This window comes from Hominimerdicola intestinalis (assembly GCF_054655215.1).
In genome coordinates this window covers 340,107-356,330 of sequence record NZ_BAAHNZ010000001.1, presented here as the reverse complement: position 1 = coordinate 356,330, position 16,224 = coordinate 340,107, and the positions used below count along the sequence as shown (strand labels likewise).

Here is a 16,224-nt window from a genome sequence, read left to right as displayed (position 1 = left end):
CGCTAAAAATAATATACAGCAGATCATGTGAACAGTTCCTTGATAACCAGACGGTATCAAGGAGCTGTTTTTTATAAAATGTTCAGCAGATCTTTCTTGATGAGATCAACGCAGAAAATTAAAACCCAGATAAGATAAAGCAATAGAATCAACTAAATTTTATTAAAAATTCAAAAAATCCGTTTATAATTACCAAAACACTCCAAAAAGCATTGATTTTATTTTTTAACTGATGTATAATAAAAATATTGATAACTATAATAAGCGTTTTGCTCTGCATCAAAGTTCTTACAGAGAAAAATATTTTATTGATTATGATGAATATGAAGAATACATTGGGTATAAACTGTCTGGGTTCAGCAATATTTTATACATATCATAACCAGGAGGAATCGTAGTGAAAAAAAGTAGCATAGCAGCTGTTATAATTACATTGATTGTTTCTGTGCTTTACACTTCACAAAACGCTGTATATGCGGCACAAGATAAAGCAAGGACCATAACAATTCATCTGACATCAGTTCCCGATGAGGCATATTATGTTGATCTTCTTGTAAAAATTACAGATTCCGATGCAGTATATACTGTATTTAACAGTGAAAATGCTGAGAGAAATGGTTTTGATAAAAACGATAGCTATGTCGGCTATGTAAATGAAGGTTACATTAGCTATTCATTGCATTTTACTAATGCTGATAATGATATGAAGATAAACAAATACAAAAATGATTATTCAGACAACATTCGTGCTGATAATGAATTTATTCCATTTGACTATCCCAATTACAATAAGAATTTTGATTTGTTAATGCAATATTCCCCAAAAATCAAAGTTGCCATACTGAATGAGGATAAGGAAGTGATAAGCGTTTCTGATGCTGGAACAATAAAAAAAGCTAAAGGTTATTTGACCGGAGGCATTATATATAACATTGACAGCAATAGGTTAGAAATTGATTACTATACTCCTAACCATACCTTTGGTATAATTGTTTTAATCTTAACAGCTTTTATATGTGCTGTTATAATTATATTTATCACACTTATAATTAAAAACATTGTAAAGCGAAGAAAGAAGTCTTTATTTAATGATAAAGCCTAATACTATAATGTTGCATAAGAAAAATATTTATCTTAATGATAATTTCAGTTATTATCATGCGTACAATGTATAATTATAAAAATACAAAGGTATGCCAGAGACGAATACTACATACAATTAGGATACGAATACTATAATACAGTTAAAAACAGAAATGGGCGGTGATTCCATTTCTAAATTTGTAGAAGATCATCCATACATCGAGGCAGGAGATTTACTCTATTTTCACAATGTACATGAACCAAATCAAGATGTAACTCATGCTACAATAATAAGCGAAGTTAAAGATTGTGAAATATTTTATGCTGGTCATTCAGGGTCGAGAGATAAATTTCCGTTATCTGAAGCAATAGTGACCACAGAAGAAGATGATGATTTTCTTTATGATTATGTTTACATTATTAAAATGAGTGATGCATTATGATTAGAAAGCGTATAATATTTTTAACTATCCCATTGATAATTGTCGTAATATTAATAATTGTTTTCTGTTGCACACGAACGGTGTACTGGCATAATAAATATTATGAGGATCAAAAGCCAAAGCAAACTGATGCAGAATATCTTGGAGTATGGGATGTAAGATTAATAATACATTCAAGTAAAGATAAAGAGGTGAAAAATCTCGGAATTTCTCTTATAAACAGTTCTTATGAAAATAACGGAGAACTTCCCCAAAAATATAAAGGAATAGTTTCTGACAAGATATTTAAATATATGAATCCGAGATATGCGTTGGCGAAATTAAAAGATAATATTATCAATGAAGAGTTTCATATTCAAGAAGCATCTGTGCTTAGCCATAACAATAAGGCTATATTTCTATGGGGGTACACTTATACGGCAGATTACTATCGTAAAAATGGTCAGCCTACAGATATTGGGATAGGATATGATGGTACTCCCCATAGACTATATCTTGAATATGTAAATGGTCAATGGGTTATTGTTTCGGCTAATATTCTTTTCTAATTACCTAACCGCTTGAAAAACTAATAATGATTTACGAAACCATTGGGCAACCCCCAATTAAAACATCAATTCAAGTTTCTCGCTGGAAGAATTATAATTTGTATCCAAGACGCTCGAAAACAGGTGGTACTTGGATTGAGATAACATCAGAAAAAATCAATGATAGCTTTATATATTACGAAAAGGAAATTGGCGATGATTGGGAATTGTAAGAAGAAAAAAATAATAATCATTACTTCTGCATTTGTTATCGCTTTGATTGGTCTATTTGTTTGTTATAATCATGATTTAGACCACAAGGAAATAGCCAGCGGACATCTGATTCCTAGCAATGGTGAATATGTATACTATTCAATAGTAAGAGAAAATGATTTAGAGGATATCTATAACTGTTCATATGATCTTCCAAACTATGATTTCGACTTTAAAAACCATAGCTATATCATCACTTTTGGATACGAAATTGTAGAATTGTCATACTCACTGATTTCACAACCTATTTTTCATAGTTTCGATTACTATGTTCCCAGGGTTCAGCTATTGAATAAAAAAGATGACTTATGCCGCATTTACGAGATACCAAAAGTAAACATTGATGTTGACCCAGATAATTACAAAAGGAATGTATACTTTGTAAAGGAATAATAACTTTAATGGAATTAAAAATGACTAATCAGTAAGCTAATAAAGTATATTGCTTCTGAAAAGAAATTTTTGTTGCACCTTTACAAACAAACGATTATAATGATATCGGAGGTTAACTATGCCTATTTTAAAAATACATAAAAATGCATTGTATGTTAATAACGAGCTGGTAAAATTTCAGTTTGAGATTGATACTGTCCTTGTTCTTGATTCGCAGGTAATTGTACTAATAAAAATTCCATATGACATTGATAAAAATGATAATGTTTACTCAGTTGATTTTCATGGTAAAATTACTTGGCAGATAGAATCAGCAAAAAAGAGGTTTCCAAAGCTGCAATACACTCCATATGTTGGGCTTTCGTATAAAAATGGCAGTTTGATTGTCAATGATTTTTACGGTACGGATTTTATTGTAGATATCAAAGATGGTAGCCTTTTGGATAGAAAAAGCGGTTCGAGATTTTGAAACGGCATATATTGACTAATAAAGTATGGATTATATGGTGGAAGTCATGAAAAAAGTTTCATTGATAACATTATCATTTGTGATGGTGATTACTCTGTTATTGTGGGATTGTGGTTACCTGTATTATAATCCAGTTTATGTGTATATGAAATAGGCAGGAATTTAATATGCAAAAAATCACAAAAAATATTATTGTCATAATGACAATAATACTAATTGCTTTAATATTATGCAGTAGTTGTTTTGAGCTGTGTACAACTAAAATCACTATTACTTCTTTATGTTGCTATTCTTTTTGTTTTGCATTAATATTATTAATTCCAGTTTTAATAGTAACCAAAATGAAAAGATTTGTAAAGTTGATTTCAATAATCAGTTTGTCAATTATAATATGTTTAACATTAGCCATTAATAGAGATATGTCTTTAAAATGCACAGAATATCAGGTATATACTAATAATAACTGTTCAATATTTGTATGTATTAATGAATCTATATTCGGCAACAGATGTAATGTGTATCTAAAGAAAAACAGCTTAATAATGAGGAAAGTTGGCAATCCCATGGCATTGCCTAACAATTACGATCCGGTAAAATCGAAAAATTTACAAGTAGTTTGTGAGAATGATTTAGTGGTAATAAAGATCAAATGTAGTGGGGAATCTGAAGACTACGAAGAAATTAAGGTTACTCTATAAAACTCATGAAAAAAATTTAAATTCTTCAAAGTAAGAGTAAATAACCGGAACAAGATTCTATCTCATCAGTATTTAATAACCGATTATTTTGAAGAACTATATAAGCAAAATCTAAGCTTTGAAAAGCTTATGGAAACTTCATGGGTATCATGGAGCAACGATATGAAAATAGTTGCTCAGATTTGGTTGTTCGGTGTTTCTGACTCCAGCGTTTTTAATGATGGTGTTGGCTGAATTAACTGCAAGCAATTGTCATAAAAATTTATTTTTATGATAAAATACAAGTAATATCAAATTCAGAATTTATAAAACTAATTACAAGCTTTTGCGATATTTGCAACGATTCATGCGGAGATAAATACTGTATATAGTAATGGTAAGATACGTTACTATAACTTCGTTGGATAATTGAATATCTTAGAAATGTGATGCCAAATGAAGGAATTAATATACGAGCACAGTACTCATAGTCTTAATTATGCGGAAAGATGCAGTACAAAAAGTTACTCATTAACAATAAGTTTCTTGGAATTAATATTTGATTATGATACCAATGTGTTGATTGGCGTTCAGGGATTTTTGCCATTAATAAAAGCAGAACGATGTGACATTCAACTTCCTAAATCTACCGAAGGACTATATCAAATAACCAACATTGATAATACTAAAATACAACAGGGCGGTATATGTGACTATTTTTCAGTTGTCGCAACAACCCAATGTGATAATAATAAAGTACAGATTAAGTATGACGCAAAAAAGGGCTTAATTGAACTTGATCTTTTTCCAATAGGTAAAGATGCTTCTTTCATAACTGTTGATAAGAATCTCGTATGTTCAGTTGATAATAAAGGAGTGCTGCAGAGATTGTATATCACACCTGATAGTTTTGTAGGCTAATGACTTCACAAAGTATACGAAATTAAATCTTAATCCTTTTACGTTACTCAACATAATCATAGCTCAAAATTCAACTCACGGCTTTTCTTTTGAAGTGTTATGTTACAATGCAGACGCATTAGATTTACTCTCTGCAAATTTGATAAATAATGCAATATTCTAGGATAACATCATAAACGAGAAACTTGATTAAACAATGTAACACGGCAGACTTTGTAGTTATTCTACATTGTCTACCGTATTTTTTTACACAAATTCAAAATCTGCTGTTATACTTCTGCACAATGGGAAGATATCATATCAAAAGCACTTACCCTTATATAAATGCTTTCTCCGTTCCTCCTCAGCAAGTTTAGAAACATTATTCTTCATAATAATCAAAACTCCAGTCTGACTTTCTGACCGGAGTTTTTTCATACTTAATAAAAAAACCGCAATTTTATCCGAGGTGTTAAACCAAATCAGTCTGATCATTGTGCATAATGCTGTATAATTAGATCTGCTTTTTGTCAGTAATAATAAATATTGCTTATGTTAATTGACTTTGTAAATTGTATGTGATACAATTAAGCTGTCGGAGGGGAAGACACCCATAGGAAAAAACGAACGCTGATAAGGTCGTTATCAGTGGAATAACGGCAATACGAGGGGACGGCACCCATAATAAAAAACAGAAGCAATTTAATACAGTTAAAGGTAACGAAGGGGAGGATACCCATGGAAAAAAACATTAAGGTTACCGATAAGCAGGGAAATTTAATCGGAACTACCTACCCGAAAAGGGCAAAGGGGTTAGTAAAGAACGGTCGGGCTGAGTATATCAGCGGCTGTGAAATAAGACTGAATACTCATGCTCCGATCGCAAATGATACGGAGGATAAAATTATGAGTAAGGTTATAAATTTTAATGCGAGAGAGTTTAAGTTCGATAAAAGATGTGATAATAACGTCGGCTCAAGATTATTTATTACTGACTGCTTCGGAGAAGATACTGAGGTTTTTGAAATAGGAAACTGGGGTTGGGACTGGACACAAATAATCTGTGAAAAACAGCTTGAAAGAAATACCGACTATATTTTCAGGTTCGCTATGACCGGCGGTATCTGCGATACCCACGACGAAACCTCGCAGTTTGTGATTTGTCCCGTAGCGGAGGGCAAGGACATCAGCGCCGCCTGGGAAGACAGATATACTTATTCACTGGCACAGGCAGAGTACAAGCCTGCTATCAGCAAGCGTTGGGGCAGCGGTTTTGTTAGGATTTATGAGATTCCCTTCAACACATATGACTGCGAAAAGTTTACGTTTATATTTATAGCAATGCATGCGGCAGCAAAGATCTTTCCGGCAAAGGAGCTTTCGGCTTATGCGGATTTTGAAGATCTGAGCTACGACGAATATTGCGCTCAACGCACACAAAACCTTTACGGCGGCTGTTCAGAGAGTTTATTCAGCTCAGACGGATCAAATATGAACTTGGATAATACAAATATGTCTGAAAACGAGCTTGCCGAAACATTAAGCAATTTAGGCGACGGCTGTAATGTCCAGCTTAAGAACGTTACTATCTATTCCGCAGAAGGAGAATATTTTGACATAGGCTTTATGTCAGACGGAAGCTATTTTGATCTGTCAAACGCAAATCTTACAAGCAGAGCCTTGTCAATGCTTGTATGCAAGCTAGGCGACGGCTGCAACGTATGCTTAAGCAATGTGAATGTAACAGCTGAAGGAATAGATAATATGTACAGCGTCGAAAAAAAGGCAGACGGAGTTAATATTGATCTTATCAACGCAAAGATTCCCAGAGCGGTTGTCAGTCTGATCAACAGCAAGCTGGGCGATGGCTGCAATTTGGATCTGTCTGCAGCAGACATATTCTGATACAGATGAAAATTAAACTCAGTGCATTTTAAACCTTATAAAGAAAACGAGGGAGGACTTAACTGTTCTCCCTCGTTTTTGCACCTTCTGAATTTATCTGCTGTTTATAACTATCCCCGTAATTATATCAGCGCAGCCCTCATACCCAAGCTTTCCGCTGTTAAGACATATATCGTAGGTCTGCATTGACGACCAGTTTCGGGTAGTGTTTATATTGTAGAAATCCGCCCTCTTTTTGTCATAGCGCTTCAGCGTATTTTCAACGTCGTCGTACTTTATCCCATGAGCTTCCATAGCATGATTTATCCTGTTTTCATGACTTGCATAAATATATACGCTGAGTGTCGGAACAACATTTTTCAGTATATAGTCGGCGCACCTTCCTACAATAACGCATGAACCCTGTTTTGCGATCTCCGTAATAAGCTCCGCCTGAGCTGCAAACAGCTTTTCCGCCAGATCAAGCTTACGGTCTATTCCCGTCCTGAACGACAGAGGTGATCTAAGAGGACTAAGAGTTGCCTCCTCAAAGTTCCTGACCTCGTCTGCCGATATTCCTATCTTTTCCGCCGCCATCTGCAAAAGCTCATGGTCGTAGCACTTTATTCCGAGATTATCGGCAACAAGCTTTCCTATATCGCTTCCGCCGCTGCAATACTGCCTTTCTATCGTTACTGCGCTTATCTTAGCCATTTGTTTTGTTCTCCTTGTCCGATTATTTTTCTGTCATGATATATATACAGTTAGTTTATACTTAATTATAATCTGAACCCCTGAAAATGTCAATTACATTATTATTACAAAACAACGGCTTTCATTACAATTTATTCCCGTGAAAATACAGTGCTTCCGGATCTTATGGTTTTGAGGATATTTATATCGCCGAGCCTGCTTATATCCTGCTTCAGAGGATTTTTATCCAGAATAACCAAGTCTTCGCTTCTGCCTGCTTCAAGAGTACCCTTTGTACTTTCTTCGCCGTACTGATATGCGGCGTTTGCAGTAATCGCTCTGAACGCCTCAAATACCGGTATTTCTTCACGATCAAGGCGGACTCCCGACCTTGTTATTCTCTCTGCGGCACAGCGCACAGTTTCCAGCATATCAGGCTCAATGACCGGAGAATCCTGATGAAAGGTAAACGTAATACCTCTTTCAAGAGCCGAATTGGCAGGAGAAATACCCCTTGCCCTTTCAAAACCGAAATTCTTTATATGGATATCCCCCCAGTAATAGCTGTGAGCGGTAAAAAACGACGGGATTATGCCGAGCTGCTTTACTCTGTTCAGCTGAGATGGTCTTATAAGCTGAGCGTGTACCATAACAAATCTAAGACTTTTAATTACGGGATACCTTTCTGCCGCTGCTTCGGCGCACCTTAAAAACTGCTCTGCCGCTGCGTCACCGTTGCAGTGAGCAAGCAGCTGAAGCCTTCGCTCTGCTGCATATTCAATCGCTTCAGTCAGCTCTCTGTCGCTCATAGCCGGATAACCACGGTATTCCTTTTCACCCTTGTACGGCTCCAGCATATATGCGGTCTTGCCCTGTGGAGAGCCGTCAAGAAACAGTTTTATCCCGCCCAGCCTGAAATGCTTATAAGCACCGCTGAACAGGCTGTATATCTCGTCCGCATGGCTGTAATCGGCATATCCGATAACATCAAGCTTTAATATTCCCGATCTTAGCAGAGCAGCGTACAACGGACAAAGCTCCTTTGCAAGCATACCCTCCTGAACCGTGGAGATACCATAGGACGCATATTTATCCTGTGCCCTTTCAAATGCGCTCATAAATTCTTCTGTGCTGCTCATAGGTATCTTCTTTATATAATCAATATAGGCGTTTTCCTCCATATATCCGTTAAGCTGTCCGTCGGTATGGCCGAATCTTCCTCCCTTCGGCGGCTTAGAGGAAGCTGATACGTCCAGCGCTTCCAAAGCCTTTGAATTGAAGACCCCCATATGACCGGACCTATGAGAAACAGCAAGCGGATTATCCGGACATATCCTGTCAAGCAGATTTATGTTCGGGTGAACTCCCTCTTTAAGCAGATTATGGTCGTAGCCCTCCGCCTTTATCCACTGCCCCGGCTTTATATTCCTTTCCTTAATATAATTATCTATTCTTTTCTTTATATCGTCAAATGAAGCCGTGCCGTTCAAACTGCATTGAAGCTGAGAATTTGCTTCGGCGGCAAAATGACTGTGAGCGTCGATAAAGGCAGGAAACACCGTACTTCCTTTAAGGTCAGTTTTTTCAAAGTCTCCCGCAGGGGCTTCTCCCCTGCCGACGCACCTGATAATTCCGTTTTCGGCAATAATATAGTCGTAGACCTCCGGCGACCTCATAGTTACTATCTCTGCGTTATAATAAAGTCTTTTCAAATGTTATCCCTCCGTTAACTTTATGCGAAACGGCAGAACGCCTATCCGTCCTGCCGTTTTATTATGCCCTAAAGCTTCCAGATATTTTCCGCATAATCCATAACTGTTCTGTCAGACGAGAACTTTCCCGCTGAACACATATTCAGCCAGCATTTCTTAGCAAACGCAAGACTGTCCTTATAATCGGCGTTTGCTTTAAGCTTTGCCTCAACGCAGCTGCTCAGATCTCCGACAACATAATAATGATCGGGAACATGCCAGCTTGCACCGTCGGTCAATGCCTTGTAAAGCTCCTTGAAGCTGCCCTCCTGATCGGACGGAACTCCTCCGTCATCAAGCGAGCCGTCAATAAGCTTATTGAGAACACGATTTATCTTTTCATCCTTGAAAATAATGTTCCTTGGGTCGTATTCAGGCATTATCCTTTCAAGCTCCTCAACTCTTGCTCCGAAAATATATTCGTTCTCTTCTCCGGCTTCTTCGGCAATTTCAACGTTCGCCCCGTCAAGAGTACCCAGTGTTACCGCACCGTTCAGCATAAGCTTCATATTGCCCGTTCCGGAAGCTTCAGTTCCGGCTGTTGAAATCTGCTCGGAAATATCCGCAGCAGCCACAAGCTTTTCGGCGCAGGAAACGTTATAGTTCTGCACAAAAACCACCTTTATTAAATTCTTTGTATCGGGATCAGAATTGACAAGCTTTCCAATTTCGCCTATAAGCTTGATTATTGCCTTTGCACGTCGATAGCCTGGGGCGGATTTTGCTCCGAAAATGTAAGTCGTGGGCGTAAAGTCCTTAATTGAACCGTCTTTGATACCATAGTAAATATACAAAATTGAAAGCGCATTAAGCAGCTGACGCTTGTATTCATGCAGACGTTTGATCTGAATATCAAAAATCGTATCAGGATCGACTTCAGCATTATCGTGCGCCTTAATAAAGTCCGCAAGCTGACGCTTTTTCAGCTGCTTTATTTCTATAAATCTTTTAAGCACTTTCTCGTCGTCAGCATATTTTTTCAGTTCAGCAAGCATATCGAGCTTTTTGATCCAGCTGTCGTTTCCCAGCAGCTCGGTAATAAGCCCTGAAAGCTCCTCGTTGCAGAGCGCAAGCCACCTGCGCTGGGTAATTCCGTTGGTCTTATTCTGAAATCTCTCAGGATAAAGTTCATACCATTCCTTGAGAGTATCAGCCTTGAGGATCTCCGTATGGATCTTTGCCACACCGTTGGTATAAGATGACATATAAACCGCCATATTTGCCATTCTTACCGTTTTGTCAGCCATGGGAGCAAGCTTGTCAATAAGCTTTCTGTCCTTTCCGAGTGCGTACATATCCTTCATAAAACGCTCGTTGATCATAAGAATATAATCATAAACCCGAGGCAGTATTTTTTCAACAAGAGCGGAATCCCACTTTTCAAGAGCCTCCTGCATAATAGTATGATTTGTATAGTTGAAGGTCTTTTGGGTGATCTCAAAAGCCTTGTCAAACTCCATTCCGTACACATCACAGAGCAATCTCATAAGCTCGGGAATGGAAATAACGGGATGAGTGTCGTTAAGCTGAATCGTTACCATATCGGCAAGCTTGTCAAGACTGCCGAAACGCTCCAGATGCTTTTTCAGAATATCAGCCAGCGATGCCGCAGAGAAGAAGTATTCCTGCTTCAAGCGCAGGATCTTACCCTCAGTGCAGTTATCGTTGGGATACAGTACCTTTGAAATATTTTCAGCAGAGGTTTTGGCCTGCACTGCTCCCGAATAATCGCCGCAATCAAACTGTGAAAAATCAAATTCGTCAACAGCCTCAGCCTGCCACAGTCTGAGATTCCCTATGTTTTCCGTTCCGAAGCCGATTATAGGCATATCATAAGGCACTGCTTTTACCGTTTCGTCCGAATATACTACCTCTACCGTATCGGCTTCACATCTCTTTGACCAAGGGTCTCCGTATCTCTGCCAATCGTCGGCATATTCTCTCTGGAAGCCGTTTTCAATAGTCTGCCTGAACAAGCCGTATTTGTAGCGTATCCCGTATCCGTCAAGAGGAATATCATGAGCGGCTGCGGAGTCAAGAAAGCAAGCTGCCAGTCTGCCGAGTCCTCCGTTTCCCAAAGCAGCGTCTTCGATCTCCTCCAGTTCCGCAAGAGAGCGGTTATGCTCTTTTAGTATACTGTCAGCCTCGTCCTTTATCCCAAGGCAGAAAAGATTGTTATAAACTGCCCTGCCCATAAGAAATTCCATTGAAAAATAGCAGGCCCGTCTGCCGGAAAGATGTTTTTCCGTACTTGCAGTCCATCTGTCGGAAATACTGTTCATTACAGTGCTTGAAATACTTTCGTGCAGCTGTACCGCTGACGCGTTTTCAACTGTCCTGCCGTATTTTGTTTTCAGATCCTTTTTAAGCTCAGCTATAAAGTTATTCCTGTCCATATATAATAATCCTTTCAGCATATTTCAATAAGCCGCAGACTATACACCAAGTCTGCCGTAAAGCCTTGTGAGCGAATAGATCTTCTCAGCAAGCTCGTCTGTAAACATATCCTCTGCCGCTCTCCACTGCCAGTTGCCGCCAAGTGTTGAAGGCGTATTCATTCTTGCCGACGAATCAAGCTCCAGAAAATCCTGCATCTGAGCTATCGCCGTATCCGAAATACTCGACCACGCAAGCCGTATCATTCCCCACGGAATATCCTTGTTCCGCTTAACGTTAAGATAATCACGGCAGAACTTCGCTTCCTTTCTTGTAAGCGATCTTACCCAGCCTGCAAGCGTTTCGTTATCGTGAGTACCTGTATAACACACATTGTCTGAGTTTTTGAAATTATGCGGCAGATAATTGCTTTTGCCCTCCGGATCGAAAGCAAATTCCAGCACCTTCATTCCGGGGAAGCCGCTGGCTTTAAGCAGCTTTGCTACCCTTGGCGTTATAAAGCCAAGATCCTCTGCGATTATCCTGCATTTTCCCAGCTGTTTTTTTATCTCTTTGAAAAGCTTCATATCGGGGCCCTTACGCCATTCGCCGATAACAGCGTTCTCTCTGCCGTATGGGATAGTATAATAGCTTTCAAAGCCCCTGAAATGGTCTATCCTTACTACGTCGTATGTATTTACAGCGCAGCGTATACGGTCGATCCACCACTTAAAATCCTCCGCCTCCATTACGTCCCAGCGGTAAACAGGATTTCCCCACAACTGACCCTCAGCGGAAAAAATATCGGGGGGGCAGCCTGCAACATCTATCGGAGTTTTGCTTTCGTCAAGTAGAAAATACTGCGGATTTGTCCACACCTCAACGCTGTCATATGCAACATAGATCGGAATATCCCCTATAATATCGATTCCAAGCGAATTGACATATTTCTTAAAGCTTTTCCACTGCTTCGCGTATTCATACTGCAAAAAGCGCCAGAAGCCTACTTCATCAGAGTAACGTTTTCTTGCCTCAGCGACCGCTTCTTTTTCAAACATTTTAAGCGGTTCTTCCCATTCGTACCATGCCTTTCCGCCGTGGGCAAATTTAAGCGCCATAAACAAGCCATAGTCTTCGATCCAGCCGGAATTATCTTCGGCAAACTGCTTATAATCCTTGTCAAAATCAGGCTTGAACCGTGCATAAGCCTTTTTCAGGACCCCGAAAACCTTTTCATAAAGCAGACCGTAATCGACCTCGCATGGATTTTTGCCCCAGTCAATTTTCCTGTAGTCCTCGGCTGCAAGCAGTCCGTCCTTTTCAAGCGTTTCAAAATCAATAAAATAAGGATTTCCTGCATAAACCGAAAAGCTCTGGTAAGGAGAATCACCGTAGCTGGTGGGAGATATAGGCAGTATCTGCCAATACCTCTGTCCCGCTTTTTTGAGAAAGTCCGCAAAGGCATACGCTTCCTTCCCCAGCTTTCCTATTCCGTAGCTGTTGGGAAGCGAGGATATATGCATTAAAATTCCGCTTGCGCGCATTATGATCAGTTCCTTTCGCTGTGTATATATTTTATTATACATTATTTTGTATTCAATATCAACTTCAATATAAAATATCGGCTATTTAAACAAAAATAAACTGAGGTTTTTGACAGCCGCATACGCTGTAATGAACCCCTGAAATATTCCTTAAATAATATTACAAATAGCAACTAATAGGTTACAAATCGGTAACGGGAATTTATTTGGACAGTTGAAAACCTCTGCTTGTCTTACGCAAAAATGTTGAAAACACTGTTGAAACTGTTAAAAACTCTGCATGATTCTGAAATACAAAGTTGAAAGCTTTTAAATCTTTCAACACAAGTACGTTTTTTTACTCTTTTCTGTTACTGGATTGTAATATTTACGGTCAGGCTTCAGTACAAAAAATCTGACACATTTTTCATTATATATGAATTAAAATTAGCTCTGAATATCCGGATTGTAATAATTCGCAGGAATACCGCAATATAAAAAAACCGATACCGCCTTAAACGGTACCGGCTTCAGCGGATATACTTATCTGTAAATCCGTCTATATAACTTTTCAGCTCGTCAAGATCCTCCCTGCTTACCGATACAGACAAATCTGAAAGCTCTGTACCGGAGTAATCCCTGCCTACAAGATAGTCAAGGCTTACCTTAAAATAATCGGCCAGCTTAATAAGCGTTTCAATATCCGGCTCAACATTATGGTTTTCATATTTGTTTATACTCTGCTGGGAAACCATAACAATCTCAGCAAGCTCCCGCTGCGAAATGCCTGCTTTGCTGCGAAGCCTTTTCAGATTTTTTACCATTACTGCAACACCCCTTAATTTATTATAACAAATCCATGTTGTTATACAAACACCTTAAATTAGTTATTGACAACTATAAAGTGTTGTGATATAATATCAGCATTATATCAAAAAAATATTCAAAACTCATAGTAAAACTTATTGACAAATGCAAAGATGTATAATATAATTACAGTAAATGATATTTACTTATGCGCAATAATAGTCAGGTATTTTCCCCTCTGAAAAAATACTGCAGGACTACTTGTAAAACCTGCGGATTTATTATATAATAGGTAGTAGCATTACGGCTGCCTGCTAATATCGTTTAAAAGAAAGGAACGAAGTTTTATGGAAACTGCAGACCAGAATGTACTGGAAGTCAGGGGACTTTCAAAGCAGTACAAAAAAGGAGTTTATGCTTCTCAGGACGTAAGCTTTAACGTAAAAAAAGGAGAGATATTCGCTTTGATCGGGCCTAATGGCGCCGGAAAGACAACTACAATAAGAATGATCTCTACGCTGCTCAAGGCAACTGAGGGTGACGCCGTCGTTGCAGGACACAGTATTCTATCAGAACCTGAAAAGGTAAGGGAAAATATTACATATCTTCCCGACGAAGCCGGAGCATATAAAACAATGACCGGAAAAGGCTATCTTGAATTTATGGCGGGAATTTATGCCGGAAACAAAGCTCAGGCGGCAGAATTTGTTAAGACTGGCTGTGAGATATGCGAGCTAGGCGAAAGGCTGGAGGATAAAATAGGAAGCTATTCAAGAGGTATGATAAGAAAGCTTCTGCTTGCAAGAGCGATAATGTCAAAGCCTGCGCTTGCGATCTTTGACGAGCCTACCTCGGGACTTGATATAATCAATGCCCTTGAAATCAGACGTATGATAAAAAACCTGTCTGCTCAGGGTATGAGCTTTCTGCTGTCCTCTCACAATATGCTTGAAATAGAGTATGTTTCAGACCGGGTAGGAATAATAGCAAAGGGACATCTGCTTGAGGTCGGAACTCCGGCTGAGCTGAAAGAAAAATACAATACGCAGAATCTGGAGGAAGTATTTGAAAAGGTGGTGATGAGCAATGAAGTTTATTAATCTGCTGAGAAAAGAACTTAAGGAAATGCTCACTCCCCAGACTATTCTTACGCTGGTAATTATGGTGATCATTCTCTCAGTTGCGGGAAACGCTATGACTGGCGCTATGGAAAGCTCTCAGGAGGAAAGCTCAAAAATAACAATCTGCGATCAGGATAATACCGACTTTACCAAATCTGTTATAGCGCTTATGAAAAATCCTGCCGACGGGGTAGAAAACGACGTTACTCTTGTAGAGCTCGAAAGCGATGATTATGCAAAAGAGCTGAAAAGACTTGATAGGAAAAATATAGTAATTATCCCGAAAGGCTTTACGGAGCAGGTTGATAAGGGAGAGCAGGCACAGACAAAATACATAAGCCAGATGACCTCGCTTTCAACAATGTCAAACGTTTCAACCGGCTCGGATACTGCGCTATCAGTAATAGAAGCCGCTGTAAAATCAGCGCTTTATACAGACAAGGTATCAAAAGGACAGCTTACCGAACAGGAAGTTACGCAGCTCGATTCTCCTGTAGCTATTTCCGAAACAACTGTAGTAGCCGGAAAATCCGCTGAGATCTCTTCAATGATACTGTATTCAATGTGTCAGATGCAGGGTATGTTCGTTCCGATAATAGTATATCTTCTCATTATGTATTCATCTCAGATGATACTTAATGCGGTTTCAACGGAAAAGCTAGACAAAACTCTTGAAACGCTGCTTTCCGCTCCTGTTTCAAGACTGTCGGTGCTGAGTGCCAAAATGCTGTCCGCCGCAATAGTCGCAGCGCTGTACGCCGTAGTATTTATGTTCGGTATGAACAATATGATGTCGGGACTTATGGTAGGAGATACCTCACAATATTCAGGAATAGTCGAAGACCTGGGACTGTCTATGTCGGCAGGACAATATACCCTCGTAGGTATTCAGATGTTTATTACTATTCTTATCTCGCTTTCTATTTCACTGATACTTGGTGCGCTGGCAAAAGACGCAAAATCAGGTCAGACACTTATAATGCCGATAATGATCGCAGCTATTATCCCGTATCTGCTTTCGCTTATGCTCGATATTAAAACGCTGTCGCCGATACTGAGATATATTATTTACGCTATACCTTTTACTCATACGTTTATGGCTTCAGAAAATATTATGTTCGGAAATATGGAAGTTTACTGGGGCGGTCTGATCTACCAGCTGATAGTTCTGGCAATATGCATGAGCTTTGCTATCAGAGTATTTACAAGCGATAAAATATTTACTATGACTCTCAGTATAGGTCAGAAAAAGAACAGGGCCTCAAAAAGATTATTATTTGCCAAAAAGTAAATAAAAGGGAGAA

Annotated in this window: 14 protein-coding genes; 9 read left to right on the top strand and 5 right to left on the bottom strand. The window is 38.7% G+C overall.

Annotated features, from left to right (window positions below; genetic code table 11):
• The first annotated feature begins 397 nt into the window (after positions 1 to 397).
• From ACYQ0H_RS01745 to ACYQ0H_RS01715, 7 genes are all read left to right on the top strand, one after another.
• On the top strand, positions 398 to 1,102 hold the full coding sequence (locus tag ACYQ0H_RS01745; protein WP_459811105.1) for a hypothetical protein: 705 nt from the start codon (positions 398 to 400) through the stop codon (positions 1,100 to 1,102).
• Between the two features lie 154 nt (positions 1,103 to 1,256).
• Positions 1,257 to 1,526, top strand: coding sequence for a hypothetical protein (locus ACYQ0H_RS01740; RefSeq protein WP_459811104.1), 270 nt, complete (start codon positions 1,257 to 1,259; stop codon positions 1,524 to 1,526).
• The gene (locus ACYQ0H_RS01735; RefSeq protein ID WP_459811103.1) at positions 1,523 to 2,074 is read left to right on the top strand and encodes a hypothetical protein; all 552 of its coding nucleotides are present in this window, start codon (positions 1,523 to 1,525) and stop codon (positions 2,072 to 2,074) included. The genes ACYQ0H_RS01740 and ACYQ0H_RS01735 overlap by 4 nt, the downstream gene beginning before the upstream one ends.
• Before the next feature lie 195 nt (positions 2,075 to 2,269).
• Positions 2,270 to 2,719, top strand: coding sequence for a hypothetical protein (locus ACYQ0H_RS01730; protein WP_459811102.1), 450 nt, complete (start codon positions 2,270 to 2,272; stop codon positions 2,717 to 2,719).
• Positions 2,720 to 2,837: 118 nt separating this feature from the next.
• On the top strand, positions 2,838 to 3,188 hold the full coding sequence (locus tag ACYQ0H_RS01725; protein ID WP_459811101.1) for a DUF7957 family protein: 351 nt from the start codon (positions 2,838 to 2,840) through the stop codon (positions 3,186 to 3,188).
• 1,133 nt (positions 3,189 to 4,321) lie between these two features.
• A complete protein-coding gene (locus tag ACYQ0H_RS01720) occupies positions 4,322 to 4,786 on the top strand; it encodes a hypothetical protein (protein ID WP_459811100.1) in 465 nt (154 codons plus the stop codon).
• Between the two features lie 717 nt (positions 4,787 to 5,503).
• A complete protein-coding gene (locus ACYQ0H_RS01715) occupies positions 5,504 to 6,670 on the top strand; it encodes a hypothetical protein (RefSeq protein WP_459811099.1) in 1,167 nt (388 codons plus the stop codon).
• A gap of 93 nt (positions 6,671 to 6,763) precedes the next feature.
• On the opposite strand, the gene ACYQ0H_RS01710 is transcribed toward ACYQ0H_RS01715, so the two are convergent.
• The 5 genes from ACYQ0H_RS01710 to ACYQ0H_RS01690 form a co-directional block, all read right to left on the bottom strand.
• The gene (locus ACYQ0H_RS01710; RefSeq protein ID WP_459811098.1) at positions 6,764 to 7,363 is read right to left on the bottom strand and encodes a cytidylate kinase-like family protein; all 600 of its coding nucleotides are present in this window, start codon (positions 7,361 to 7,363) and stop codon (positions 6,764 to 6,766) included.
• A 131-nt stretch (positions 7,364 to 7,494) separates the two neighbouring features.
• On the bottom strand, positions 7,495 to 9,054 hold the full coding sequence (locus ACYQ0H_RS01705; protein ID WP_459811097.1) for an amidohydrolase: 1,560 nt from the start codon (positions 9,052 to 9,054) through the stop codon (positions 7,495 to 7,497).
• Positions 9,055 to 9,122: 68 nt separating this feature from the next.
• Positions 9,123 to 11,489: a glycogen/starch/alpha-glucan phosphorylase gene (locus tag ACYQ0H_RS01700; RefSeq protein ID WP_459811096.1), complete on the bottom strand. Its 2,367-nt coding sequence runs from the start codon at positions 11,487 to 11,489 to the stop codon at positions 9,123 to 9,125.
• Between the two features lie 39 nt (positions 11,490 to 11,528).
• Positions 11,529 to 13,055 carry a 4-alpha-glucanotransferase gene (malQ, locus tag ACYQ0H_RS01695; RefSeq protein ID WP_459811095.1) on the bottom strand — a complete coding sequence of 509 codons (1,527 nt, stop codon included), beginning with the start codon at positions 13,053 to 13,055 and terminating at the stop codon, positions 11,529 to 11,531.
• 467 nt (positions 13,056 to 13,522) lie between these two features.
• Positions 13,523 to 13,816 (bottom strand): helix-turn-helix domain-containing protein, encoded by a 294-nt coding sequence (locus ACYQ0H_RS01690; RefSeq protein ID WP_459811094.1) that lies wholly within the window; start codon positions 13,814 to 13,816, stop codon positions 13,523 to 13,525.
• 330 nt (positions 13,817 to 14,146) lie between these two features.
• On the opposite strand from ACYQ0H_RS01690, the gene ACYQ0H_RS01685 reads away from it, so the two are divergent.
• Positions 14,147 to 14,899, top strand: coding sequence for an ABC transporter ATP-binding protein (locus ACYQ0H_RS01685; RefSeq protein ID WP_459811093.1), 753 nt, complete (start codon positions 14,147 to 14,149; stop codon positions 14,897 to 14,899).
• Complete coding sequence (locus ACYQ0H_RS01680; RefSeq protein ID WP_459811092.1) at positions 14,886 to 16,211, top strand: ABC transporter permease; 1,326 nt, start codon at positions 14,886 to 14,888, stop codon at positions 16,209 to 16,211. Before ACYQ0H_RS01685 ends, ACYQ0H_RS01680 begins: the two co-directional genes overlap by 14 nt.
• Positions 16,212 to 16,224: the final 13 nt, after the last annotated feature.